Raw genomic sequence first — 22605 nt, forward strand, 5'->3', positions numbered from 1 at the left:
GGCTAGACGATCTCGCCGGACTTGATGCCAGCGAGCAGACTGTTGAGGTCAGTGGTTGTTACGACGAAGTGCGCGTAGGTGTCTTCCGCTTCGACCGGAGATTTGGTGTCGCCGATCGCGACCGCACCGCCCTGCACATCGACCCCAACGCAGTTGCCGTTGCCGGTGCCATCGCTTCTGCTGCTCTTGCGGAAGCGCGCTCGCGGCCAGCGGACATTGCTACCATTGAGGCTCATTTGTCCAATTCCTTCAACATAGTTTCCAACTGTTCCAGGGTGTGGCTCTCGTCAAGCACGCCCTCGTTCCAGAGTTCTTCATAGATCCCTGGAAACGAGTCTATGTCAGGAGCTTCGGCGACCATCCCGCTGATGGGCGTCTCGACGTGCATCAACATCGGCCAAGGGCTGGGCATATCCAGAATCGTGAACCCGGTCATGATCCCCATGGGGTTATGGCGGGCCCAACGAAGCGGAGCGATCCGAAGGCGCACGTTCGGATATTGAGCGACCTTCAGTAGGTGCTTGAACTGAGCTCGGTAGGCGGCATCACTGATCCCGTCGATGCGCTGGTGGAGCACGGCCTCATGGATCAAGAACCGGACCTCTGGCCCGTTTGGCTGCGCCAGGCGCTCGCCCCGCGCCATTCTGGCGGCGAGCAGGTTCAGGACGTCCCCTTCGTTATCCCTTGACGGCCCGAGGCGGATGAGTTCCTCTGCGTAGAGGGGGTCTTGAAGGAGGCCGGAGAAGAACGCCAACTGGAACGAGTGGATCTGCCGCGCCTTGCCCTCCGCCCAGATGAAGTCGGCGAAGGTGCGATCGCTGACGAGCGACTCGACCCAACCCCGTTCGGAGGCGTCGCGCGCCATCTCCATCAACTCTTGCTGCTCGGCCTTGTCGTTCACTCCATACAGCTTCAGAAGGAGCACCATCTCCTTGGATTTGGGCGGGTAAATGCCCTTTTCCATCCGCCCCACTGAGGAGGCGCCGATCCCCACGTATTCGGCGACGCCGGCGAGATCGAGTTCCTTCGTCTGCCTCATCGCGCGCAGCTTCTCGCCGAGCCAGACGGCCCGGAAGGTCGGTCCCTGTGGTTGGGGCATCGCTCGAACTCCTTCGTCCCGAAGGCGGGCTGCTGTTCTCCCGCGGGTCGTGCCGGGAGTCTATCTGAGGTGTTTTGAGGAAGATACGGCCGTGGTCCTTGACATGTTCTTGGGTATACCCAATACTGTGTTGACTGTCATCGTTCTGGTGACTAGCTCAACTTGATTCTGGTCGGGCGCTGCTCGAACGGCCGGAACCCGAGGGCTCCGTCAGGGAGTTGGTGAAGGGTTCCAGCTCGACCGGCCCGCCCGCTCGTCGTGATGGGTGTCGGTGGCGGGTGGGCCACTCCATAACTGAAGACGCGTCCGTATCCACAGGCCGCACACAAGACAGCGGCCCACGCAGGGACATGGGAACTTTTGGCGAGATCCGTCCTGGCGTGGGCCGCCCAGCGGCCACGAGAGAAATGGACCTTCTCTCATGACACGTACTTACCAATCCTACGATGAGCGCCTCGGCCCGGCAAAGACGCAGCTCGCGCTCCATCAGTCCCGCCGGGTGCTGTTCGGCTGGTACTGCGACTGGTGCGCGGAACGCTGCCCCAGGGCGGGCTGCGAGATCCGCCAGCAGGCCCTCCAGGACTACCGGAAGGCCTCCGACGAGCGGGACCGTGCGCAGGCCGTGCAGGACGGCTACCTGTTCTCCCCAACCGAAGCGCACACGATCCTCAACCCGCAGGCTTGCACTGCCCCTCCGATTCAAACGCCCCGGTCCCGGCCCCTGGGGAAGCGGCTTCGACGGCACCGCCGATCGCGGAAGCCCTCGTCCCGCCCGAGGTCCGCGCGGTCAAAGGGCTGTCCGGTCGACCGTTCGGCGGTGGTCCGATGAGCGGGGAGCCTGACTATTCGATCGACATGACCGGCGCAGCCGTAACGCCGAAACGCCTGCGGCAGCTCAGTGACGGCTCGACCGAGCTGGCATACCGGGCGTATCCCGGCGACGCCACGGTGTTCGTATACGCACCAGGGACCCCGGCGAAGCTCGTCGCGGAGGTGAGCAAGATCAGGTCCGACGGAGGCCCTGAATTCGAGGTTCCCGCCCCCAAAGGCTTCGAGCAGTTCAGAGAGTACGCCGACGAGATCCTGACGGAGGCGGTCGCGTTCTATAACGAGGTGTCCTCGAAAGGGACCTCCTCTTACTTCCCGTCTCCTAGGAGCGGGTCATGAGCCGCCGTCCGGAAATGTCAACTGACGCGGCGGTCTGGCTGAACATCGGCGAGTTCAGAGTGGCTGGCGTGGGCCAGCTCCGCGCCTACCTTCCCGAGTACGCGAACCAGCCCGGCACGCCGGACTCGAGCGCGGACAGCGCTCGGTACAGCATCGTTCACCCCGTCAGCCAAGACGGAGTAGCCGTCGTAACGGGCCTCGACACCGAACAGCCGGCCTGGGAGCACGTCTCGGCAGAGTGGACCGCGGAGCAGCGGACCGAAGTGGTCGCGAAGACGCTTCAGCTCAGGCGGGTATGCCAGCGGGCCAGACCGATCCATGCGGCAGGGACGGGGTCGTAGGCGGTGGTGGAGGAGAACGCCGTGGAGCCGGTGGTGGACATCGCCGGGCTGCAACTGCGATTCAAGCGCGACGGCAATATCGTCAACGTGACGCGCGCTGAAGACGGCCTCTTCGTCGCGAACGTCTTCCGACTCGACTCCAAATCTCCGAGCGTCTACCCCAGTTCGCGGTTTCGAGACGTGTTGGGGGGCAGTGACATCGACCGCGAAGGGTCCCATGTCCGGAAGGTCATCGCCGCCCACGCAGTGGATGTCTACAAGGGACATGACTGAGGCGCGCGCCGGCGGCGGGGAGGTTCTCGGGGAGTTCTCCCGAGACGGCCTGACGTTCACCGTACGTCGCGTACCTCGCGACATGTTCGAGGTTGACTCCCGCGAAGGCAACGGGGCACCGGTGAAGGTCAGCCGCATCTACCCGTTCGCGTCGTCCGACTGGTTCTCCACCTGGCACCGGGACTCCTGGCGGCCGTGGATCGACATGAAGGCCCGCCAAATCATCGAGGCCGACCGAGCGAACGCCGTTCAGTAACACCAGATCACACAGCGACATATCGGAACGCGACGCGATCACCGAGCCCACACCTCGAAGGGCCCGGAAGGTCATCGCTACCCACCTGACTCGGGTGCGGCGGGAGCCGACTCGGTACGAGAGCATCCCCGATCCCGTGGATGACCCGCCGCACCCGGGACCCCACATCACAAACCACACAGGACCGTTTAGCCCATCGATATCTAGTGAGGAATCAGCACCCCAATGAGTACCGCAACCGAGCAGCCGGAGGCCGCCATCTCGATCGTGATCGGGACGATCAGGGAATCCGGCTACTCCATGCGAATCACCCAGACCCCGTCCCTAGCCGTCTGCAACCATGCGTTCGCGCTCGCACTCGTCATCCCCAGCGACCAGGACCGGCCTCTCGGCACTGTCCGCGTGACACCCACGGGCGATATCGTCCCCGCCTGGGACCGCGACGAGGCAATCGACATCGGCATGCTGCCCGGCAGCCAGTTCCAGCGCAACGTGCTCGACACCTGCCGGGCGCTCTCCGAAGCGATCCGGGACCGAACCCCCCTCGACGCCCGCCACGGCCTCAGGCCCGGCCCTGACTGCCCCGCCTATCTCGCCCCCGAGTACGAGGGCGCCCTGTCGTGAACGAGTTGCTCGATACGGCAGCGGACAGCCTCGCAGCCGACCTGTGGGCGCCACTTCGCGGCGTACTCATCGGCGTCGGCATCGCACTGGTCTTCGCCCTGGGCGTCTGGATGATGGCGGTGGCCGCGCCCGGCAAGATGGGCAACATTTCCCGATGGCTCGTGGACATCTTCACGGGCAAACTGGTCCGCCGATTCGGGGGATCGGCCCTGCTGATCGTCTCCGGTATCGGCGCCGAATTGCATTTCGGCCCAAGCCTGTTCATCACCCCGAAGCAAGCGGGCCTCGCCGTGGTGGTGGGCATCGCCGCCATCGTCATCGGAATGCACGTCCTCACCAGGAACCCCGCGAAGCCCCCACGCCGGGCTCTGCTCACGATGACCGCCATCGTGACCGCGGTCCTGGTGACCGGCTCCGCCCTCGGCACCGCAGTCGGGGAGGTCGCCTCGTGAAGCGCCTGAGCGTACTTACGACTGCCGATGGCTCGTACGCGCTGGACCAGTCGACCACGAAGGGCACTGTGGACACGCCGACCGTGGCGGGCCTGATCAACCCGAACGCTGGCCCCCATGATTACTGGCTGCTCGCCAGCGTCCAGCAACTCCACACCGACGAACCCGAGTTGATCGTCCACACCTGGATAGACGAGAAGGACAAGGCCCGCATTGAAGCCGAGCGCGAGGTGATCTTGGCATGGGCCTTTGAGCACTGGCGCTTCCACTACAACCCGGCCGACTTCGCCGACCTCAGCCCAGCACAAGCGCAAAGCCAGGACGCAGAAGACACCTCCCGCATAGACAACGGCACTGGAGCGGAGGCGAGCCTGGTCGCCGCGCTGTTCAACCTCGCCCTCTGGTTGTCCGTGGGCATCTGGCTTGTGCCTGAAGGGACACCGCGGCTGACCGCGGTGGCGCTCGGCGACCTTGCCTATCTCACCATCCACTTCACCGTGCACCTGCTGGTCTACCGGGACGTGCGAAAAGCACTGCGCAACAGCCGGTACCTTGCGGCGTTCCTCGTCGGAATCTTTGCCCTGCTGGCCGCGTGGATCTGGTCCGGAGCCTTCCCCGGAGGCGCGTACTCATGACGACCCGCAACCTGGGCCGACCGGCCCCGAACCCGTACACCGACCGCGCGGAGCGGGCACTAGCCGCGCTGGTCACCTTCTCCGGCTCCCTCGACCAGAACCTCACCGAGGTCCAGCATCTCTTCGACACCGGCCCGCGCGGCGGACCGAGGATCGTGGTCGCCCGTGTCCATGCGCGCGGTGCCTTGCTCCGCTGGCGCAACGAGACGATCACCTCCGAGCAGCTTCGGGATTGGGCGCAGGCCATCAACTTGCACCACTGCGCCCTCGTGAAGCGTTCCTACCTCGGGTACATGAACGGCTCCAAAGCCGTCCTCACCGAGGTGATCGCCCAGTTGGGGACCACGCGCGAACTGCCGTACCCAGCGGCACTGATCGACAAGATGGAAATGCGCCTTGACTCGCCGATCGAGTGGCTGATGCCCGAGCCGTGGCATCGCCGAATCTGGCGCAGCATCACGAGGAGGCGCTGACGCGGCTCAGCGGGCTGACCGGACCACGCCGCCCAGAGACCGGGGAGTCTCCTCCCGGACTCCCCGCGGGGCCGCCGCCGACCGATTCCTTCGAGCGGCGGCCCCACCCAAGCAACCACACCCATCCGCCGTCTAAAGCGGCCACATACGGGGACCGGAAAGGGCCCACCAGGCTGCCCGGTCCCAAGGGGCAGCCGCACGCCGGGAAATGCGACGGCACTAGTGCGGCTGCCCCGCCTTTCCACTGTGTCGCATTCGGGTTGACCGGCCTGCTTCAATGGGAGAGGACTTCGTTGGGGGTGTGCCATGGTCGAGGTATGGACCGGAGCCGAGGCCGCCCTTCTACGCCGGGCGATGCGCCTGTCCGTGCGCGACTTCGCCACCAGGCTCGGCGTCGCACCTCGCACGGTCTCCTACTGGGAGGCCAGGGGCGTCGCCATCACGCCGCTGCCCGAGACGCAGGACATCCTCGACGCCGCGCTCGATGCCGCCGCCCCGGCCGCACGGCAGCGCTTCACCAGCCAAATATCCGCTCCCACAACCGAACTCACCGGAGCGGACCCGTATGACGGTGCGGGACTGAGCGATTGGGCCGAGGATCTCGAACGAGCCAGAGAGGCGGTGGCGCGCCAACACTTTGTGCTCGCCGCCAGACTGACCGAGCGGTGGCTCGCCGCCCCGCCGACCACCGAGGACATGGGGGCGGAGCTGTACGCGCTCTCGCTCCTGGTCGCCGGGGACCTGCGCCGCGATCAGGGCTTCGTGATCGGACCCGGCTCGGCCGAGCCGTGTTACCGCGCCGCCGCCGGCCTCTTCGCCTCACTCGGCCTCGCACGCCGACAGGCCCAGACCGAACTCGTTCTCGCCGTGGTCGCGGAGATGAGCGGGAACCTCACGCACGCCGCTGAGGCCTACCAGAGCCTCAGCGACGACGGCAGGCTCAGCCAGCGGGACCGGGCACGCGCGAGGCTGTGGGTCGGCACCGCGCTCACCAAGCAGGGCCTGCACGAGAGCGCCGCCGAATGGATGGAGGCCGCGGCCGGCGAGTTCGACCGGCTCGGGGAAGTCGAGGACTGGTCGGTCGCCCAGCAGAAGCTCGGGCTCGTTCACCGCGCCGCAGGCAGGCTCGATCAGGCGCACGCGGCCATCAGCGCCGCCGAAGCCACCGGGACCGCCGCGACCCCGCTCCAGCAGGTGCGGCTGTGGACGGCCCGGGGCCACATCCTCCTGTCCGACCGGGCCACCCTCGGCGAAGGCGAGTCGGTCCTGGAGGAGGCGCTGTCGATCACCGCCCGGTATGGTCTGGGCCATCAGCGCCGGAGCATCGAAGCGATCCGCGCCAGCGCGACCAGGAGGAGGGCGACGTGATGATCGAGGACCCGACCCGCCCCGCAGCAGGCAGCGCAATCTGGCGGGCCGCCGAGACGGTCTGGGATTACCACCAGCTGGGGCACACGCCCGGCCCGGCCGAGGCGATCATCGCGCTCGGCTGCCACGACATCGCTGTCGCCGACGTCGCCGCCGACCTCTACTTGGAAGGCCTCGCGCCGCTCGTCGTCGCTACCGGCGGCGAGCATGCCTCCACGCGCGACCTGCTCGGCGGCGGTGAAGCCCTCGCTTACCGCGAGCGGATGGTCAGCCGCGGCGTTCCCTCCGAGGCGATCATGGTCGAGACCGAGGCCCGGCACACCGGGGAGAACTTCACCAACTCGCGCGACCTGCTCGCCGCCGAGGGCATCAAACCGGCCACGATCCTCGCCGCCTGCATGCCCTACATGGAGCGCCGGGCATGGGCGACCTGCCGGTCCCAATGGCCCGAAGTCGACCTCCAATGCGTCTCCACCGGCGCCGCGCTCGGCACCTACCTCGACCTCATGTGGCACCGGGACGCACTGCCGGCCGAGACGGTCCTGGCGAACATCGTGGGCGACCTCGACCGGATTTGGAGGTACCCTGCACTCGGATTCGCGATCGAGCAGCCCCAGCCCCCGGAGACCCTGAATGCGTTCCAACTCCTCATCGATGCCGGATGCGGCACCAAACTCCTCTGACCCCCGCCCGGTGACGTGCGCGATTCACCAGCCGAATCTGCTGCCGCGCATGGCGACCCTCGCCAAGATTGCCGCCGCCGATACCTGGATCGTCCTCGACACCGTCCAGGCTGTCCGCCGCGACTGGCAGCACCGCACCCGTCTTGCGGCGCTGGCTGACCCTGAACGGCGCCAATGGCTCTCGATTGAGACCCACCGACCGAAGGGGCGCGACACGCTCATCCGCGACACCATCGCCGCCGAACCGTTAAGGGCCGCTCGGCGCATCACCGAGATGATCGCCGCCGCCTACCGCCCCAGCGCCCACTGGCACACCGTCGAGCACATCCGAGACCGCACCCTCGACGCCCTCCGCGAAACCGGCACCCTCACCGACGCCGCGACCGCATCCACGGCCGCGATGCTCGATGCCCTCGGCTGGAAAGGCACCATCGCCTACGCCAGCGACCTCCGCGCCGGTGCCGACCGGACTGACCGGCTCATCGACCTGTGCGCCGCGGTCGGCGCCGGCGCGTACCTGTGCGGGAGCGGCGGGCTGCGCTACGTCGACCCCGCCCGCTTCGCCCTCGCCGGGATCGGCCTCGTGCCGTACCCCTCGCCGGGCGAGGAGGCCGGGCCGGTGTGGCGGGCCGCCCGCCAGATCACCGGCCTGTGGGCCCTCGCTGCACACGGCGCCGACACCGTCGCCGACGCGGTGACCGGCCTCGCCACGGCCCGCGGCCTGCACCCGCCAATCGGGACCTGACCTGCACGGTTGCAGCGCCACTGCTACACCCCTGCCACGCGAGTGCATTGTGGCCTGACGCATCCGAATCGAGAATTGAGGGACCAAGTCCACCACCGCCGTACCCGGCGGCCCTGCTCAGGGAGGACCCATGCCCCCACCCGCCACCGCCGCAGGCCCGGCCCCCACGCTGACGTTCGGGCCGATCAGGACCGTCATCATGCAGCCGACGACGCTGTGCAATCTCGACTGCGACTACTGCTACCTGCCGTTCCGCCGCGACCGGCTGAACATGTCGCCCGCCGTCGCGAAAGCCGTCGCCCGCAGCGTCGCCGTACTCGACGGGCCGATCGATGCCGTCGAGATCGTCTGGCACGGCGGCGAACCCACCGCCATCGGCCTCGACGCGCTCCGGCGCCTGTGCGACGCCTTCGACCCGCTGCCGGTCGTCCACACCATCCAGACCAACGCCACCCTCATCAACGACGACTGGTGCGCCTTCTTCGAAGCCCGCGACATGAAGGTCGGCGTCAGCATCGACGGGCCGATCGACGCCAACCGCCACCGCCTCGACCTGGCAGGCCGCGAGACCTGGACGCGCACCATGCGAGGCATCGAGCGCCTGCGCGCCGCCGACATCCCCTTCACCGCCATCACCGTCGTCGACGACCCCGACCCAGCGACAGCGCCCGAGCTGTACGAGTTCTTCGTGGCCCTCGGCTGCACGTCCCTGGGAATCAACATCGAAGAGACCGAAGGGAGCAACACCACCACCCGGCACGAGGCAGGTCACCGCCTGAGCCTGGAACGCACCACCAGGTTCTGGGAGGCGATCACCGCCGCCTGGGCGTCCAACCCCGCCCTGCACATCCGCGAACTCGACCGCATCGCCGACTACCTCAGATCGCCCGACGCCGGACCCCCGGTGGACTGGGTCGACCCGATCCCCACCGTGGAGTGGAACGGCAACGTAACGCTGCTGTCTCCCGAGCTGGCCGGATTCACCGACGCACGCCTCGGCGACTTCGCCTCCGGCAACATCCTCGAGCACGGCTTCACCGAAATCCTGGCACGCGCCTCCGATGCGCTCTGGGTCCGGGAGTTCGCCGCCGGCCAGGCAGCCTGCGCGACCACCTGCGAGTACTACCAGAGCTGCGGCGGCGGACAGGCGTCCAACAAGTTCTTCGAACACGGACGGCTCGACGGCACCCGAACCGACTACTGCACCGGATCAAAAATCACCACAATGGAAGGAGTGCTCGCCCATGCGCGCCGCAACACTCGATGAACGGATCGAACTCGCCAACGAGACGCTGGCCGAACTGCTGGCCCCCGCCGGCACCGGCCCCGGCGTCCACACTGCAGGCAAGTTCGACAGCCGCCCCACCTGGGACAAGCTCCCCGCCAAGCCCTTCGACAGCCGCCCCTCCTGGGACAACTGGCACAAGAAATAGGCCCGGCCTAGTCGACCGCTAGCCCCACCTCGCGGGCGAGGTCACCGGCAACTTGGAGCACCTGGTCGCCGGTGACCCGCGCCCCCCGCAACGACAAGAACCCCTTCGCCCCCGAAAGCTTCGACTCCCGCAGATCCAGGCCGCGCGCGTCAGTCACACCCGAGAAATCCGTGTCCGCCAAGTCGCAGTCCAGGAACACCGCGCGCGAGAGATTCCCGGAGAACTCGGACTCCTTGAACCGGCAGCGCTCGAACACCACCAGGCCCTTGACGGAGGCGAAGTCGAAGCTTGCGAAGTCGGCGCGGCAGTCGCCGATGTAGACGTCCTGCGCCAGCTCGAACTCGACCCGCCACCCCACCACCTGCGACTTCACGACCTCGACCCGCCGCGCATCGACCGCGCTCCAGCGGGAGTTCGACAGCACGCACCCCGACAGGCGAACATCCGCCAGAGCCAGCGGATCGACCACCGTCTCCGACAGGTCCGCATTCTCCAGCACCGCCCGGGTCAAACGGCCCTCGCCGGTCGTACCGGAGAACTCGCCGCCAATGACGTGGACCTCCTCGAACGCGAACTCGCCCTTCAGCCCAACCGAAACCGTCTCCAAGTCCTCGGACTCGATCGTCGGCTGCTGCACCCGCCGGTTCTCGCTGAACTCTCGAAATTCCACGCCCGCGTACCTCCGCATCGCCTTTTCCGCAGTGTAGTGAAACCAGCCTCAACCCGAGAGCGCCGAGCGCCATGTCTCCCCGGTCTGCCGCAATCCCGAACTAGAGAAACAGGGGCACGCTATGCACGTAGTTGCGGCTGTGCGAAGCGCACAGGTCGTAGTGGAAGAGGCCGCCCGCATCGTGGTAGCCCTCAACCGTGCCTGCTGCCTTTTCCTTGAAATCAGGCCAGGGCCACGTCCGGCTCCGGCCCTCGCCTTTCGGGGCCTGCGGGTACTGGCCGCCAATCGTAGGAAGGACGATCGCTGAGCCACTGTGATGCCGGACCGTGATCGAGGGGGCGGGCGTGGTGGTTTCGTAGATCAGGTTTCCCGTCTCGCCGCCTGCTGAAATCAGGCCGCGGACGAGTTGCGCCTCAACTTCGTCGGTCAATCGGCCATCGATCAGTGCTTGACGCACCTGGGTCAGCTCGACCGAAAGCGCCCAGGTGTAGCCAAACACCATGAACGCCAGAAAGAATGCCGCCTTGAGCTCCGTCAGCAGAATCGGCCGCTTCTCCACCAGGAAGAGACGGTCGCCCTTGCTCGTACGGACATGCAGCCCCCCGTGGACGGGGCACCGCTGGTGGGGGATATCGAGAATCGGCTTGTCCGCCAGCCAACTGGCGATTTTCTCGTAACTCTTACCAGCGCCGTTATTGCAGCGCTTGCAGGAAAAGCACCCAGTGACCCACTGGCCGAACGTCGAAGGAGCTTTGCGCGCAGGCACATCCTCGAAGGTCAGCTCGTCCCGAGGAGTCAGCCGTCCGCACAACGGGCAAATTAGCTCGTCGGGAACGTGGCCGATGCCGCCACATGCCGCCGGCCGCAACCCCTTGAACTGCCACGCGAAGTGGCGCTGCGCGTGCGCTTGGTACTTGAGCACCTCGAGGGCGTGTTCCTCCTTGCTGGGCACCTGTTTCATGCCTCAATCGTACCGATCCGGACAATGATGCACAAACAACTTTCTCGCCCTCCGTCGTAGGCCCAGGGCGGGCGCTCTCTCGGCGATCTCGGCGCCACAGGGCCGGAGTGATCTACGGGGGTTACGGGGCCGGGAACGTGGCGTTCCCGGCCCGCTGTTGTTCATCCGCCGGGTCCGTCGGGCTTGGGGGAAACGGAGTCCGAGTCTTTCTGTTAGTAGGCGTGTCGCTACCTTCAGTGTGTTCCCCATCTATTCCCCACCCAAGTCCCTAGTCGACCTATCAAGTACCGTTGAGCTGGCCTTCAGGCTCGGATAGGCCAAGATGGCAGCGGGTTCAAATCCCACCGCCACCGCCAACGTCGCGAACGCCGGGTCTGCCAAGGCCCGGCGTTCGTCGTTTCTCGCAACGGGCGGCTAACCTGTCGGGACCGCGCCGCCGGGCGGGCGCGGACGGCGCGTCAAGCGCCGCTCACACGGAGAAAGGCGGCAGCGGGTGAGCCGATCCTCGACGGGCGGGAAGATCTTCAGCGGGGCGGTCATCGTCCTCTCGCTGCTCCTCGCCGCGATCCTGCTCCTCCACCGGTTCATCCCCAACCGCTGGTTCAACCTCGGCAGCCTCATCGAGACGTTCCTGCCGTGGTTCGGCCTGGCCGTGCCCGTCCTCGTGGTCCTCGCCGCGATCCGCCGCAAGCCGCTCGCGATCGTGTGCGCGCTCCTGCCGGGCCTGGTCTGGTTCCAGATGTACGCCGGGCTCATCCCCGACAAGCACAAGGGCGAGGGCGACTTCCGGATCGTCTCGCACAACGTCAACGCGAACAACACCGACACCGAGGGCACGGCCGCCACGCTGCTCGCGGCCGAACCGGACGTGATCGTCCTCGTCGAGCTCACCGAGGAGCAGCGGTACGAGTGGAGCGAGGTCCTCGACCCCGCCTACCAGTACTCGGTCTCCTACGGCACCGTGGCGCTCTGGTCCACCTACCCCGTCGTGGACTCCTACGAGGTCGACCTCAACCTCGGCTGGGCCCGCGCGTTCCGCGCCGCCCTGGAGATCGAGGGCGAGCCCGTCGCGGTCTACGTCGCGCACCTGCTCTCGGTGCGCGTCAACACCGAGGGGTTCACCTCGGCGCAGCGCAACGAGACCGCACTGCTCCTGGGCGAGGCGATCGCCGACGAGGAGCTCGAGCGGGTCGTCCTCGCCGGGGACCTGAACGGCACCTCGCAGGACCGGGCGCTCGCGCCGATCACCTACCAGCTCTCCTCGGCCCAGGCCGAGGCCGGGAAGGGCTTCGGGTTCACCTGGCCCGCCGACACGCCGCTGGCGCGGATCGACCAGGTCCTGTACCGGGGCCTGGAGGCCACGGGCTCGGACGTGCTGGACGCGACCGCTTCCGACCACCGCCCGGTGATGGCCGACTTCGCGTTCCAATAGCGGATCAGCGCTTGCGTGCAACCGGACGCGGCGCCTCGGGCGTCTTGGAGACGTGACCGAAGACGACGCGACCATGATCCTGCCGACCGTCAGCGCGGGCGCCGACGACACCGCGGTGTTCGCGCGCGTCGACGCCGGGCCCGCCGCGAGCGGCCGGGCGCTGATCGAGCTCGACGGCGTAGGCATGACCTACCCCGGCCCGCCGCCCGTCGAGGCCCTGAAACCGGTCGAGCTGCGCATCGAGGACGGCGAGTACGTCGCGATCGTCGGCCCCTCCGGCTCGGGCAAGTCGACCCTCCTCAACCTCCTGGGCCTCCTCGACGCCCCCACCGCCGGTACGTACTGGCTCGACGGGCACGACACGTCGAAGATGAAGGAGGCGCACCGCACGCAGCTGCGCGCCGACAAGATCGGCTTCATCTTCCAGGCGTTCCACCTCATGGCCCACCGCACCGCGACCGAGAACGTCGCGATGTCCCTGGTGTACCAGGGGATTCCGAAGCGCAAGCGGCGCCAGATCGCCCGTGAGAAGCTCGAGCTCGTGGGCCTGTCCCACCGCCTCGACGCCCTCCCCACGACCCTGTCGGGCGGTGAGCGCCAGCGCGTGGCGATCGCCCGCGCCCTCGCGGCCGGGCCGAGCCTGCTGCTGTGCGACGAGCCCACCGGCAACCTCGACTCCAAGACCGCCGACTCCATCATGGCCACATTGGACGAATTGCACGAGGAGGGCCTGACGATCCTCATCATCACCCACGACCACGAAGTGGCCGAACGGGCCCAGCGGGCCGTCACCATCCGCGACGGCCAGCTGCGCGAAGGCAACCACCTCCACGACGACCACCACGGCACGGTCCCGGTCGACCGCGCCGCCCCCGGCACCCTCGTGATGCCGAAGGCGCCCTAGAAGCTTCCTTCCTCCCAAAAGGACTGCGGGCCCCGCGCCGAAAGGCGCGGGGCCCGCAGTTCGCTTGCGGCCCTTCCGGGTCAGTCCCGGTCCGGCGGTGTGCTCGGCTCGGGCGTCTCGCCGTCCCCGGGCTTCTCGTCCTCTTCCTTGTAGTCCTTGCCGTTGGAGATGAGGATGTAGATCGGGCTGCCGCTGGGGGCGGAGCCGGTCATCGAGGTGCCGTACGCTTCGCCTTCCTTGCAGTCCGAGTCGTACTGGCCGGGTGCGATGGAGGCGTCGAACCCGGCGTTCGCGACCCGCGCGCGGGCGTCGTCGGCGTCCATGCAGTCGATGGACGGGATCGACACGAGGTTCTTGCCGTTGACCATCGCGTCCGAGGGGGCCTTCCAGCCCTGCTCGTCCAGGTCCTTCACGGCCTTCTTGAGGATGGCCGCGCCGGCCTGGCGGACCTGGTCGTGGAAGCCCGAGGCGAGGCCGTTGTTCGCGGAGTTGTCGGGGTCGCCGACGAACGTAGCGGTGGCCGCGTTCGGGGTCGCGGCGATGAACCAGTAGGAGCGGTCGGAGTCGGCGGTGCCGGTCTTGCCCATGATCGGGCGGCCGAAGTCCTCGGTCTCGCGGGCGGTGCCGCCGGTGCACTGCGTGCGGTCGGCCGAGTCGTACACCGGGCAGTGGGCGGCGCTGACGGCCGCGAGCGCGACGTCCTCGGCGATGGCCTGGTCGCACTTCGGCGCGGCCGCCTCGGCCCATTCCTTGCCGTCGGCGCCGAAGACCTGGAGGACCGGCAGGGGCTCGCAGTGCTTGCCCTTGGCGGCGACCGTCCCGTAGGCCTCGGCCATGTCCATCGGGGTGGTGGTGTCGCCCATGCCGAGGGTGAACACGCCGTAGGAGTCGAGGTTGTCGCGGTTGGACTGGACGCCGCCGGGGTAGAAGGTGACGCCCATCCGCTCGGCCACGTCGACCGCCTTCGAGGTGCCGACGAGCTGCTGCAGCTGCACGAACGCGGTGTTCGAGGACCTGCCGAACATGGACCACATGTTCATGGGCCCGCCGCTGGCGTATTCGCCGTCGTTCGAGGGGCACCAGTGGCGCACGTTGTCCTCGATGTAGGCGCCGCACGCCGAGTTCTCCGAGGCGGCGGCCGGGTACATCGAGGTGTACCGGAACGGCGAGGGCAGCGTCGTCTTGAGCGGGAAGCCCGCTTCGAGGGCGGCGACCATGGTGAACATCTTGAACGTCGAGCCCGCCGGGAAACCGGAGGACTGCTCGTTGCCGCTGAGGAGCGGGATGGTCGTGTTCGGGTAGTTCGAGGGCTTGGAGTCGTCGCCGTCGGAGCGCGGGCCGTTCTCGGTCTGGTCGAGGCTGTAGACGCGGTTCACCGCCATGGAGCGGATGTGCCCGGTGCCGGGCGTGAGCGTCACCGAGCCGAGCGCGCGTTCGTCGTCGTCGTCGATCTTGTCGTGGATCGCGTCCATCGCCGACTCCTGGAGCGCGGGGTCGAGGCTGGTGACGATCTTGAAGCCGCCGCGCTTGAGCAGCGAGACGCGGTCGCGCTCGGTCTCGCCGAACTCGGGGTTGGACGCCCACCACGCCTTGAAGTAGTCGCAGAAGAAGCCCCAGTTGGGGGTCGCGACGTCGACGCATTCGCTGCGGACCGGGCGCGGGTTCAGGCCCAGCGGGAGCGCCTGTGCCTCGTCGGCCTCGGCCTGGGTGATCTTGCCGAGGTCGGCCATGCGCTGCAGGACCCAGTCGCGGCGGTCCACAATGGGCTGCTCGTCGCCTTCGCCGTCGCCGTCGAGGAGCCCGTCGGCGAGCGAGGGGAACTTCGGCAGCGAAGCGAGGGTCGCGGCCTCGGCCACGGTGAGTTCGCTCGGCGGCTTGTTGAAGTAGGCGTAGGACCCGGCGTGGACCCCGTAGGCCTGGTTGCCGAGGTAGATCACGTTCAGGTAGCCCTCGAGGATCTCCTCTTTGGACATCGTCTCTTCAACGCCCATGGCGTACCGGGCTTCTCGGAGCTTGCGGTCGTACGAGTCCTCCGACGCGGCGATGACGTCGTCGATGGTTGAAGCCGAGTAGATCAGGGTATTGCGTACGTACTGCATGGTGAGGGTCGACGCCCCCTGGGAGTCGCCGCCCTGGTTGGCCACCGCCGCGCGGACGATGCCGACCCAGTCGACGCCGTTGTGCTCGTAGAACTTCGAGTCCTCGGCCGACAGGAGCGCGTCGATCATGACCGGGGAGACCTCGTCGAGTCCGACCTCGCGCCGGTTCTCCTCGTAGAAGGAGGTGATGAGCGTCTCGCCGTCGGCGGCGTACACATAGGTCGTCTGCGGCAGCGTGGGTTGGGTGAGCTCCGTCGGCAGCGACTCGAACGAGTTGACGCTGTTCTCGGCAACGAGGCCGCCGAGCCCGACGAGGGGGAAGGCGGCCGCGGCCGCGAGCACACCGGCGAGCACGCCGCAGATCAGCAGCGCGATGCCGTCCCTCAGGGGACTCCGGTCGCGTTTCAAGGTCTCCACCGCCTCAGATTAGAACGAACGTCGGGAAGTGCGGCACGGCAGCATCCGTATTCCGGACGGCGGCTCGCATGCGGGCCGACATGAATGCCCGCAATTGATACGCCCCCATACGGAAAGGGAGATGCACTCGTATCGGAATCGTTATTATCGCGAGCCGACTTCGCATAGTGAACCGTAGGGGTGAAGCCGTCCCATGGAGTCCGATTTTCGTCTCGGAGAGTAGTCAAACCCTTACGAGAGGTGTAAGGTCCGTTCTGACGGCCACTTTGAGTGATCGAGAGGTCACTCGAATGTAGTCGTCGGGGGGTATGAAGGGGAAAGATCTCACGGGGAGGTCATGCGGATGGGTTTGCTGATCGACTGGACGACCAAGGCGCTATGTCAGGAAGGCGATCCTGACGCCCTGTTCGTGCAAGGGGCAGAGCAGAACAACGCGAAGAAAGTGTGCCGCGGCTGTCCGGTACGGCTTGAATGCCTCGCGGACGCGCTCGACAATCGCATCGAGTTCGGCGTCTGGGGCGGCATGACGGAGCGGGAGCGGAGGGCGCTGCTGCGCAGGCACGCCGACGTCCGCTCCTGGCGATCGGTCTTCGAGGTCGCACTTGAGGAGGAGCAGCGAAGCGCCCGCAAGGGCAACCGGCGCCGGATACCGGTAGACGTCAACTTCTGACCGGCGAGCCTCTCACTAGAAGGCATGAGCACCGCGCCTGGACGGCATCCCCGTCCGGGCGCGTTTTTCATGCGCCCACCTCGGCCTGTGGATAACTTCAACCCACGAGAACAGGCAAAATAACAAATACTCACAAAGTTATCCACAGGCGGAAAAATAGTTCTTGGCAACCTGTACCGGACATGTGATTGTAGATATCAAAAACAGCTGCTTCGCCGGTGGCGGAGGAAGTGCGGAGTGGCGAACCGGTCCTGGCAGGACTGGCGGCGAAAGTGGGATACCCCGGGGGCCGCCCCCGAAGATCGAGCGCGGGTGCACCCGCGCTCGGCTCCTGTCAGGACACCTCGCGAGGTGAGAACGCGGGCGCTCCGGCAAAGGCGCCGGAGCGCCCGCACCAGAACACGAGCATCAGGCGCCCGCCGCTACCTCGCCGAACTTCCGCAGATCCGCCAAGTCCACGACCTCCACGCCCAGCGCGGGCAGCCACCGCTGCGGCACCTCCGGGCACGCCGCCGCGTACCGGGCCGCGACCCGCTCCTCGGCGGCCCGCCGCCGCGCCAGGTCCGCGTGCGTGCGCAGCACCGCCGCCACCGGGTCGTCCGCGTCCGACTCCTCCAGCGCCGCCGCCGCACCCAGCGCCCGCTCGGCCGTCAGATCCGCAGCGACCGGCGTGAGCCGGTTCAGGATCATCCCGTCCAGCGGCATCCGCTCCTCCGTGAGCCGCCGCGTGAAGTACACGGCCTCGCCCACCGCCGCCGGTTCCGGCGCCGCGACCACCAGGAACGACGTCTGATCGTCCTGCAGCGCTTGGAACGTCGCCTCCGCCCGCTTGCGGAAACCGCCGAACGTGTCCTCCAAGCTCGCCGTGAACTCCGCGACATCCGTCAGCAGGTGCCCGCCGAGGACCTTGTTGAACACACGCGTGAACACCGCCGCGCTCGCGCCCATGAGCGACAGCATCGACCGCCGCGCACCCGGCGTCGACGCCGACAGCAGCCGGATCACCCGCCCGTCCAAGAGCCGCGCGAGCCGCGCCGGGGCGTCCAGGAAATCCAGCGCCGACCGCGACGGCGGCGTATCGAGCACGATCAGATCCCACTTCCCGGTGGCGCGCAGCTGCCCGAGCTTCTCCATCGCCATGTACTCCTGCGTACCGGAGAACGTCGAGGACACCGCCTGGTAGAACGGGTTCGCGAAGATCTCCGCCGCCCGCTCCGGCGTCGTATGCGAGGCCACGACCTCGTCGAACGTGCGCTTCATGTCGAGCATCATCGCGTCCAGCGAACCGCCGCGAACCGCCCCGACCGCCTTCGGGACGTTGTCGAGCGCGTCCATCCCCAGCGACTGCGCGAGCCGCCGCGCCGGGTCGATCGTCAGCACCACCGTCCGCCGCCCGTGCACCTCCGCCGCGCGCAGCGCCAGCGCCGCGGCCGTCGTCGTCTTCCCGACGCCTCCCGAACCGCAGCAGGCGATCACGTGCTTGCCCCCGTCGCCCAAGAGCGCGTCGACATCGAGTTCAGCCATGGCGGCGCTCTCCTGACATGCCCGGCCGCAGCACGCGGGCCAGCTGGTACAGCCCCGAAAGGTCGACCCCTTCGGGGATCAGCGGCAGTTCCTCGACGGGCCTGCCGAGCTGCTCGAGCCGGTCCCGGTACGCGTCCACCGCCTCGATCTCGGCCCGCGCCCCGCGGTACTCCTCCATCAGACCGGCGACCAGGGCGTCGTCGGGGCTCAGCCCCGACCGCTCCAGGCCCGACCTGACCTCGTCCTCGCCGACCTCGACGGCCTTCGCCCCCGCGACCTTGTTCAAGACCACGTGCCCGACAGGCAGGTCCGCGGCCATGAGCTCCTTGTACGCATCCAGGGTCTCCTGCACCGGCATCGCCGCCGGGGTCGTCACCAGGTGCACCGAGGTCTGCGACGAGTGCAGCATCCGCGCCACCGACCGGGAGTGCTTCCCGATCGGCCCGGTCTTCGCCAGCCGCCCGGACTCCACGGTCACGTTGAGGAACTTGACGACCCGGCCCGTCGGCGGCGCGTCCAGCACGACCGCGTCGTACGCCATCCGGCCCGACTCGGCGCGCGAGACCGCTTCTTTGAGCTTCCCGGTGAGCAGGATGTCCCGCAGCCCGGGCGCGATCGTCGTGGCGAAGTCGATCGCGCCGAACTTCTGCAGCACCTTCCCGGCCGACCCGAGCCGGTAGAACAGCGTCAGGTAGTCCAGCAGCGCCTCGTCGGCGTCCACGGACTGCCCGAAGACCTCCCCGCCGTCCAGGCCCGCCGCCAGGTGCCGCTCCTCGTAACCGAGGGACGGCGCGTCGAACAGCGGCGCGATCCCCTGGCGCCCTTCGACCTCCACCAGCAGGACCCGCCTGCCGGTCCCGGCCAGGGCCAGCGCCAGCGCCGCCGCGACCGAGGTCTTCCCCGTGCCGCCCTTCCCGGTGACGATGTGCAGTCGCGGCACCGGGAGCGCTGTGGCAGTCATTCATCGGAGTCTAGTCATTCCGCGGTGATCCCGCAGATGAGCCATTGCGGCTCGCCTTCCTCGGCGACGAGCGCGAACGCCCACGTGGTGGGCGCCGAGTCGTCGCCGCTGACGCTGATGTCGGCGGTGACCGTGGCCGCTCCGACCGAGCGGCCGGTCTCCTCGACCGCGCCCCACTTGAATTCGCCGGGCCCGTCGATGAACGACAGGGCCGCGACGGCTTCGCTCAGGTCGCGGTCGGCCTTGTCCGCGCACAGCCATGTCGCGGCCGCTTCGGCGTCGCGGTCGTCCAGGAGCGCTTCGAGGAACGCGTCCACCGTGCGCTCGGGGGTGTCGGTGACGTCGCCGACGTCGACGAACAGGCGCATCGCGCCGAGGACGAGCGCGATACAGAACGCGACGGCGGCCGCGGCGATGATCCACGTCCACAGGCGGTTCGATTTGTCGCGCGGCGGTTCGTGGCGGCCGTGCCCGGCGCGGGGCGCTGCGGCCGGGCAGTCATCGACGGTTTCGTCATGGGGCGCGTTTTCTGAAGACGGCGCAGTGGAGGACGGCGCACTGGTGTCTGACGACACGGGGAACTCCCTGGTTCGACTGGTGCGGCCCGAGGGCGGGGCACCGTAAGGACTTCGGGGGAGGCGACGCACTCTGAGCGTAGCGGTGCGACGCCGCCGGATCAAGACGCCGTACTGTGGGCGCATGGAGAAATGGGAGTACCTCACCGCGCCGCTGCTGATCCACAACACCAAGATGATCCTCGACAACTTCGGCGACGAGGGTTGGGAACTGGTGCAGGTCCTGCCCGGGCAGAACTCGGAGCAGCTCGTGGCGTACTTCAAGCGCAAGAAGGAGCAGTAGCGGTGACCGATGTGGACAAGGCGCTGGCGCGCCTGGGACTCTCGCTGCCGACGGTGGTGCCGCCGCTGGCCGCCTACCAGCCGGCCGTCCGCTCGGGGGACTACGTGTACACCTCGGGTCAGCTGCCGATGGTCGACGGCTCGCTCGTCGCCGCCGGGAAGGTCGGCGCCGAGATCGACCCCGAGCAGGGCTACGACCTGGCCCGGATCTGCGCCCTGAACGCGCTGGCGGCGGTCGCTTCGATCGCGCCGCTCGACCAGGTCGTCAAGATCGTCAAGGTCGTCGGTTTCGTGGCCTCGGCGCCCGGGTTCACCGGCCAGCCGAAGGTGCTCAACGGCGCTTCCGAACTGCTGGGGGAAGTCTTCGGTGACGCGGGGACGCACGCCCGCAGCGCGGTCGGCGTGGCCGAGCTGCCGCTGGGCGCTCCGGTCGAGGTCGAGCTGATCGCCCAGCTTGCCCCGGGCGCGTAGACCGTCCTGGTCTGACCTTTTGCTTTAACCGGCCGGTACCGCGAGCAGCGGTACCGGCCGGTTCGCGTTGCTAGGTGATCGACGGCAGGACGCGGGCCTCGACCTCGCCGAGGGCGATGGTGGTGCCGCGCGGGCCGGGGGCGGTCGCGGTGACCTTCACCGTGTCGCCGTTCTCCAGGTTGAACTGGCCGGTGACCGCTTCACCCGAGCCGTACAGGAGGCCCGAGCGCAGGAGCGCGCCGTTCGAGGTGAGCTGCGCGAGCTGCTGCGCGGGGGTCCAGTAGGACTCCGCGAAGTCGGCTCCGGCGACGGCGACGCCGTTCACCTCGATGTCCAGGCGCAGGTCGAACCCGTACCGGTCGGATTCCTTGAGGTACGACGCCATGTCGGCGGTCGGCTCGGGCGCGGCGGTGCGGGCGGCGCCCAGCGCTTCGATCGGGGTGACCCAGGCGCTCATCGAGGTCGCGAACGACTTGGACGCGAGCGGGCCGAGCCCGTCGGTCTCGAGCTCGGCGAAGTCGCGGGCGGTCCAGTCGTTGAGCAGGACCGCGCCGAACACGTGGTCCTCGAACGCGTCCGGGGACACCGGCCGCCCGAGCTCCGATTCGCCGCCGATGAGGAAGCCGACCTCGGCTTCGATGTCGAGGGCCCGGGTCGGGCCGAACGCGGGCTGGCCGTCGTCGCCGCGGCGGTGCCCGGATGGGCGCACGAGGTCCATCCCGGACGGGACGATGGTCGAGGCCCGGCCGTTCGAGGCGCGCGGGAAGACGCGGGCGGCGTCCGGCGTGCGCATCGTGAAGTCGACGTAGTCGGTCACCAGCAGCGGGGCGTGCATGATTGCGTCGCTGAGCGGCGTGAGCCAGTTGCTCGCGATGTCCTGGATGCTCGACTCGGTCAGCGCCTCCTGGGCCTGGACGCGGATCTGCTTCCACGCCTCCTTGCCCAGCGACAGGAGCCGGTTGAGGGCGGGGTCGCGCAGGGCGGTGCACGCGGCGCAGGTCTGGCAGTCGCCGGAGAGGACCGCCTTGTGCATGTCGAGGATCTGGTCCCCGATGCGCACGCCGATACGCGGCAGCGTCTCCTCGGCGGTCGAGAAGACCCCGTACGGCAGGTTGTGGATGTTGTAGGGGCTCTCGTCGGCCCCGGGAACCCAGCAGGTCGTCACTAGCTCGTCCTCCAAAGATCGTGGTGAAGGAGTAACGAGCGCCGCGCTGGAAAGGTCACTCGGGGTTGCGGTGCCTGCGCAGAACTGTGAACCATCCCACCCATGCGGCGGCGGCGACGACCGCGAAGAACACCCGCGGGCCGGTCGCGATCTCGGTGCCGAGCAGCGCCGGGAGCGCGAAGATCACGGCGATGCCGAGCAGCACTGACCGCCCGAGCGCGCCCCGGAACAGCCCGGGGCCGTAGATCTTGCCCCGCCACGCGGGGTCGGCCGCGTCGGCGTCGACCCAGCGGCGCCGCGTCCGGCGCGCTTCGGGCGGCAGCCCGGCGGCCGGGTCGAAGTCCCGCAGGCCGCTCATGTCGGGTGCCGTCTCGGGTTCGAGGTCGGCGGCGGCCTGACGCGAGCGCTTCGCGAGGTCGTCCATTTCGAGGCTCTCGGCGATCGCCGCGAGTGCCAGGTGCGTGCGCGGCTGCTCGGGGGCGAGGTTCACGGCGTTCCACGCGGCGTCGAGCGCGGGCTGGCCCGCGCCGGCGCGGCGGGTGATGAGCGCGTAGTGCACGTGGTGCAGCCACGAGGCCCGGTCGAGGTCGAGCATGCTCGCGGCCGCCTGGAGGGCCTCGTCGCGCCTGCCGGTGTCGGCGAGGGCGTACCCGCGGGTGATCATCGCCCGCGAATGCGCGGGTTTGTGCGCGAGCGCCGCGCCTGCGTACGTCAGCGCCTCGTCCGGGTCGTGGTCGGCGAGGGCGCACGCGGCGGCCATCGCGTTCGCGTCCGGGTCGAGGGGGTCGATGCGCAGCGCGGCGTCGGTCTCGGCGCGGGCGTCGACGACCTGCCCGAGGTCGTAGAGCATCTCGGCGCGCTGGAGGTACTCCGCGACAGTGCGGCGGGTGGGGTCTGCGTCCATGGGATAACTTCCGAACGGCGG

The 22605-nt window shown here is 68.3% G+C and carries 28 protein-coding genes; 18 read left to right on the forward strand and 10 right to left on the reverse strand.

Annotation, left to right across the window (positions count from 1 at the left end):
- Nucleotides 1-2: 2 nt before the first annotated feature.
- Nucleotides 3-236 carry a DUF397 domain-containing protein gene (locus ACZ60M_RS04705; RefSeq protein ID WP_465414712.1) on the reverse strand — a complete coding sequence of 78 codons (234 nt, stop codon included), beginning with the start codon at nt 234-236 and terminating at the stop codon, nt 3-5.
- Nucleotides 233-1099 carry a helix-turn-helix domain-containing protein gene (locus ACZ60M_RS04710; protein WP_465414714.1) on the reverse strand — a complete coding sequence of 289 codons (867 nt, stop codon included), beginning with the start codon at nt 1097-1099 and terminating at the stop codon, nt 233-235. The genes ACZ60M_RS04705 and ACZ60M_RS04710 overlap by 4 nt, the downstream gene beginning before the upstream one ends.
- Nucleotides 1100-1954: 855 nt before the next feature.
- On the opposite strand from ACZ60M_RS04710, the gene ACZ60M_RS04715 reads away from it, so the two are divergent.
- The 13 genes from ACZ60M_RS04715 (at nt 1955) to amcA (ending at nt 9549) form a co-directional block, all read left to right on the forward strand.
- On the forward strand, nt 1955-2266 hold the full coding sequence (locus ACZ60M_RS04715; RefSeq protein ID WP_465414716.1) for a hypothetical protein: 312 nt from the start codon (nt 1955-1957) through the stop codon (nt 2264-2266).
- Nucleotides 2263-2607, forward strand: a complete 345-nt coding sequence (locus ACZ60M_RS04720) for a hypothetical protein (protein WP_465414718.1) — start codon at nt 2263-2265, stop codon at nt 2605-2607. The genes ACZ60M_RS04715 and ACZ60M_RS04720 overlap by 4 nt, the downstream gene beginning before the upstream one ends.
- A gap of 21 nt (nt 2608-2628) precedes the next feature.
- Nucleotides 2629-2880, forward strand: coding sequence for a hypothetical protein (locus ACZ60M_RS04725; protein WP_465414720.1), 252 nt, complete (start codon nt 2629-2631; stop codon nt 2878-2880).
- Complete coding sequence (locus ACZ60M_RS04730) at nt 2873-3136, forward strand: hypothetical protein (RefSeq protein WP_465414722.1); 264 nt, start codon at nt 2873-2875, stop codon at nt 3134-3136. The genes ACZ60M_RS04725 and ACZ60M_RS04730 overlap by 8 nt, the downstream gene beginning before the upstream one ends.
- Nucleotides 3137-3361: 225 nt before the next feature.
- Complete coding sequence (locus ACZ60M_RS04735) at nt 3362-3760, forward strand: hypothetical protein (RefSeq protein WP_465414724.1); 399 nt, start codon at nt 3362-3364, stop codon at nt 3758-3760.
- Complete coding sequence (locus tag ACZ60M_RS04740; RefSeq protein WP_465414726.1) at nt 3757-4212, forward strand: hypothetical protein; 456 nt, start codon at nt 3757-3759, stop codon at nt 4210-4212. The genes ACZ60M_RS04735 and ACZ60M_RS04740 overlap by 4 nt, the downstream gene beginning before the upstream one ends.
- Nucleotides 4209-4847 carry a hypothetical protein gene (locus ACZ60M_RS04745; RefSeq protein WP_465414728.1) on the forward strand — a complete coding sequence of 213 codons (639 nt, stop codon included), beginning with the start codon at nt 4209-4211 and terminating at the stop codon, nt 4845-4847. The genes ACZ60M_RS04740 and ACZ60M_RS04745 overlap by 4 nt, the downstream gene beginning before the upstream one ends.
- Nucleotides 4844-5320 carry a hypothetical protein gene (locus ACZ60M_RS04750; RefSeq protein WP_465414730.1) on the forward strand — a complete coding sequence of 159 codons (477 nt, stop codon included), beginning with the start codon at nt 4844-4846 and terminating at the stop codon, nt 5318-5320. Before ACZ60M_RS04745 ends, ACZ60M_RS04750 begins: the two co-directional genes overlap by 4 nt.
- Nucleotides 5321-5626: 306 nt before the next feature.
- Entirely contained in the window at nt 5627-6688 is a 1062-nt protein-coding gene (locus ACZ60M_RS04755) for a helix-turn-helix domain-containing protein (RefSeq protein WP_465414732.1), read from the forward strand.
- Nucleotides 6688-7371 carry a YdcF family protein gene (locus ACZ60M_RS04760; RefSeq protein ID WP_465414922.1) on the forward strand — a complete coding sequence of 228 codons (684 nt, stop codon included), beginning with the start codon at nt 6688-6690 and terminating at the stop codon, nt 7369-7371. The genes ACZ60M_RS04755 and ACZ60M_RS04760 overlap by 1 nt, the downstream gene beginning before the upstream one ends.
- A complete protein-coding gene (locus tag ACZ60M_RS04765; RefSeq protein ID WP_465414924.1) occupies nt 7343-8116 on the forward strand; it encodes a WbqC family protein in 774 nt (257 codons plus the stop codon). Before ACZ60M_RS04760 ends, ACZ60M_RS04765 begins: the two co-directional genes overlap by 29 nt.
- A gap of 130 nt (nt 8117-8246) precedes the next feature.
- Nucleotides 8247-9383, forward strand: coding sequence for a cyclophane-forming radical SAM peptide maturase AmcB (gene amcB / locus ACZ60M_RS04770; protein WP_465414734.1), 1137 nt, complete (start codon nt 8247-8249; stop codon nt 9381-9383).
- The gene (amcA, locus tag ACZ60M_RS04775) at nt 9361-9549 is read left to right on the forward strand and encodes a multiple cyclophane-containing RiPP AmcA (protein WP_465414735.1); all 189 of its coding nucleotides are present in this window, start codon (nt 9361-9363) and stop codon (nt 9547-9549) included. The genes amcB and amcA overlap by 23 nt, the downstream gene beginning before the upstream one ends.
- A gap of 7 nt (nt 9550-9556) precedes the next feature.
- Here the strand turns inward: amcA and ACZ60M_RS04780 are convergent, their stop codons facing one another.
- Both ACZ60M_RS04780 and ACZ60M_RS04785 read right to left on the reverse strand, forming a co-directional pair.
- Complete coding sequence (locus ACZ60M_RS04780) at nt 9557-10219, reverse strand: pentapeptide repeat-containing protein (protein WP_465414737.1); 663 nt, start codon at nt 10217-10219, stop codon at nt 9557-9559.
- A gap of 100 nt (nt 10220-10319) precedes the next feature.
- Nucleotides 10320-11180: a hypothetical protein gene (locus ACZ60M_RS04785; protein WP_465414739.1), complete on the reverse strand. Its 861-nt coding sequence runs from the start codon at nt 11178-11180 to the stop codon at nt 10320-10322.
- 493 nt (nt 11181-11673) lie between these two features.
- Between ACZ60M_RS04785 and ACZ60M_RS04790 the strand changes: the two genes are divergently transcribed.
- Nucleotides 11674-12612 carry an endonuclease/exonuclease/phosphatase family protein gene (locus ACZ60M_RS04790; RefSeq protein ID WP_465414741.1) on the forward strand — a complete coding sequence of 313 codons (939 nt, stop codon included), beginning with the start codon at nt 11674-11676 and terminating at the stop codon, nt 12610-12612.
- Between the two features lie 184 nt (nt 12613-12796).
- A complete protein-coding gene (locus tag ACZ60M_RS04795) occupies nt 12797-13516 on the forward strand; it encodes an ABC transporter ATP-binding protein (protein WP_465414926.1) in 720 nt (239 codons plus the stop codon).
- Between the two features lie 80 nt (nt 13517-13596).
- Here ACZ60M_RS04795 and ACZ60M_RS04800 read toward each other — a convergent pair whose 3' ends face one another.
- Nucleotides 13597-16032 carry a transglycosylase domain-containing protein gene (locus ACZ60M_RS04800; RefSeq protein ID WP_465414743.1) on the reverse strand — a complete coding sequence of 812 codons (2436 nt, stop codon included), beginning with the start codon at nt 16030-16032 and terminating at the stop codon, nt 13597-13599.
- A gap of 343 nt (nt 16033-16375) precedes the next feature.
- Between ACZ60M_RS04800 and ACZ60M_RS04805 the strand changes: the two genes are divergently transcribed.
- Nucleotides 16376-16702: a WhiB family transcriptional regulator gene (locus ACZ60M_RS04805; protein WP_465414745.1), complete on the forward strand. Its 327-nt coding sequence runs from the start codon at nt 16376-16378 to the stop codon at nt 16700-16702.
- Nucleotides 16703-17110: 408 nt separating this feature from the next.
- Here the strand turns inward: ACZ60M_RS04805 and ACZ60M_RS04810 are convergent, their stop codons facing one another.
- Genes ACZ60M_RS04810 through ACZ60M_RS04820 form a run of 3 tightly spaced genes read right to left on the reverse strand, consistent with a single transcriptional unit; the run spans nt 17111 to nt 19762 of the window.
- The gene (locus tag ACZ60M_RS04810; protein ID WP_465414747.1) at nt 17111-18226 is read right to left on the reverse strand and encodes an ArsA family ATPase; all 1116 of its coding nucleotides are present in this window, start codon (nt 18224-18226) and stop codon (nt 17111-17113) included.
- Nucleotides 18219-19187, reverse strand: a complete 969-nt coding sequence (locus ACZ60M_RS04815) for an ArsA-related P-loop ATPase (protein ID WP_465414749.1) — start codon at nt 19185-19187, stop codon at nt 18219-18221. The genes ACZ60M_RS04810 and ACZ60M_RS04815 overlap by 8 nt, the downstream gene beginning before the upstream one ends.
- Before the next feature lie 14 nt (nt 19188-19201).
- On the reverse strand, nt 19202-19762 hold the full coding sequence (locus tag ACZ60M_RS04820) for a hypothetical protein (RefSeq protein WP_465414751.1): 561 nt from the start codon (nt 19760-19762) through the stop codon (nt 19202-19204).
- A 124-nt stretch (nt 19763-19886) separates the two neighbouring features.
- Here ACZ60M_RS04820 and ACZ60M_RS04825 point away from each other — a divergent pair, with 124 nt between their 5' ends.
- Together ACZ60M_RS04825 and ACZ60M_RS04830 are read left to right on the forward strand one after the other, a co-directional pair.
- Nucleotides 19887-20045 carry a hypothetical protein gene (locus ACZ60M_RS04825; protein ID WP_392960231.1) on the forward strand — a complete coding sequence of 53 codons (159 nt, stop codon included), beginning with the start codon at nt 19887-19889 and terminating at the stop codon, nt 20043-20045.
- Nucleotides 20046-20047: 2 nt separating this feature from the next.
- Nucleotides 20048-20515: a RidA family protein gene (locus tag ACZ60M_RS04830; protein WP_465414753.1), complete on the forward strand. Its 468-nt coding sequence runs from the start codon at nt 20048-20050 to the stop codon at nt 20513-20515.
- A 70-nt stretch (nt 20516-20585) separates the two neighbouring features.
- Here the strand turns inward: ACZ60M_RS04830 and ACZ60M_RS04835 are convergent, their stop codons facing one another.
- Complete coding sequence (locus ACZ60M_RS04835) at nt 20586-21680, reverse strand: fumarylacetoacetate hydrolase family protein (protein WP_465414755.1); 1095 nt, start codon at nt 21678-21680, stop codon at nt 20586-20588.
- A 55-nt stretch (nt 21681-21735) separates the two neighbouring features.
- A complete protein-coding gene (locus tag ACZ60M_RS04840) occupies nt 21736-22584 on the reverse strand; it encodes a hypothetical protein (protein WP_465414757.1) in 849 nt (282 codons plus the stop codon).
- Between the last annotated feature and the right edge of the window lie 21 nt (nt 22585-22605).

Source organism: Glycomyces sp. NPDC050141 (assembly GCF_055586545.1).

Excerpts from the sequence above, each read along its gene's own strand:
- ACZ60M_RS04705 (WP_465414712.1), bottom strand. The coding sequence starts at position 236 with ATGAGCCTCAATGGTAGCAATGTCCGCTGGCCGCGAGCGCGCTTCCGC.
- ACZ60M_RS04760 (WP_465414922.1), top strand. The coding sequence starts at position 6,688 with ATGATCGAGGACCCGACCCGCCCCGCAGCAGGCAGCGCAATCTGGCGG.
- ACZ60M_RS04765 (WP_465414924.1), top strand. The coding sequence starts at position 7,343 with ATGCCGGATGCGGCACCAAACTCCTCTGACCCCCGCCCGGTGACGTGC.
- ACZ60M_RS04795 (WP_465414926.1), top strand. The coding sequence starts at position 12,797 with ATGACCTACCCCGGCCCGCCGCCCGTCGAGGCCCTGAAACCGGTCGAG.
- ACZ60M_RS04785 (WP_465414739.1), bottom strand. The coding sequence starts at position 11,180 with ATGAAACAGGTGCCCAGCAAGGAGGAACACGCCCTCGAGGTGCTCAAG.
- ACZ60M_RS04720 (WP_465414718.1), top strand. The coding sequence starts at position 2,263 with ATGAGCCGCCGTCCGGAAATGTCAACTGACGCGGCGGTCTGGCTGAAC.
- ACZ60M_RS04755 (WP_465414732.1), top strand. The coding sequence starts at position 5,627 with ATGGTCGAGGTATGGACCGGAGCCGAGGCCGCCCTTCTACGCCGGGCG.
- amcB (WP_465414734.1), top strand. The coding sequence starts at position 8,247 with ATGCCCCCACCCGCCACCGCCGCAGGCCCGGCCCCCACGCTGACGTTC.
- ACZ60M_RS04815 (WP_465414749.1), bottom strand. The coding sequence starts at position 19,187 with ATGACTGCCACAGCGCTCCCGGTGCCGCGACTGCACATCGTCACCGGG.
- ACZ60M_RS04730 (WP_465414722.1), top strand. The coding sequence starts at position 2,873 with ATGACTGAGGCGCGCGCCGGCGGCGGGGAGGTTCTCGGGGAGTTCTCC.
- ACZ60M_RS04810 (WP_465414747.1), bottom strand. The coding sequence starts at position 18,226 with ATGGCTGAACTCGATGTCGACGCGCTCTTGGGCGACGGGGGCAAGCAC.
- ACZ60M_RS04805 (WP_465414745.1), top strand. The coding sequence starts at position 16,376 with ATGGGTTTGCTGATCGACTGGACGACCAAGGCGCTATGTCAGGAAGGC.
- ACZ60M_RS04735 (WP_465414724.1), top strand. The coding sequence starts at position 3,362 with ATGAGTACCGCAACCGAGCAGCCGGAGGCCGCCATCTCGATCGTGATC.
- ACZ60M_RS04825 (WP_392960231.1), top strand. The coding sequence starts at position 19,887 with ATGGAGAAATGGGAGTACCTCACCGCGCCGCTGCTGATCCACAACACC.
- ACZ60M_RS04840 (WP_465414757.1), bottom strand. The coding sequence starts at position 22,584 with ATGGACGCAGACCCCACCCGCCGCACTGTCGCGGAGTACCTCCAGCGC.
- ACZ60M_RS04750 (WP_465414730.1), top strand. The coding sequence starts at position 4,844 with ATGACGACCCGCAACCTGGGCCGACCGGCCCCGAACCCGTACACCGAC.
- ACZ60M_RS04715 (WP_465414716.1), top strand. The coding sequence starts at position 1,955 with ATGACCGGCGCAGCCGTAACGCCGAAACGCCTGCGGCAGCTCAGTGAC.
- amcA (WP_465414735.1), top strand. The coding sequence starts at position 9,361 with ATGCGCGCCGCAACACTCGATGAACGGATCGAACTCGCCAACGAGACG.
- ACZ60M_RS04710 (WP_465414714.1), bottom strand. The coding sequence starts at position 1,099 with ATGCCCCAACCACAGGGACCGACCTTCCGGGCCGTCTGGCTCGGCGAG.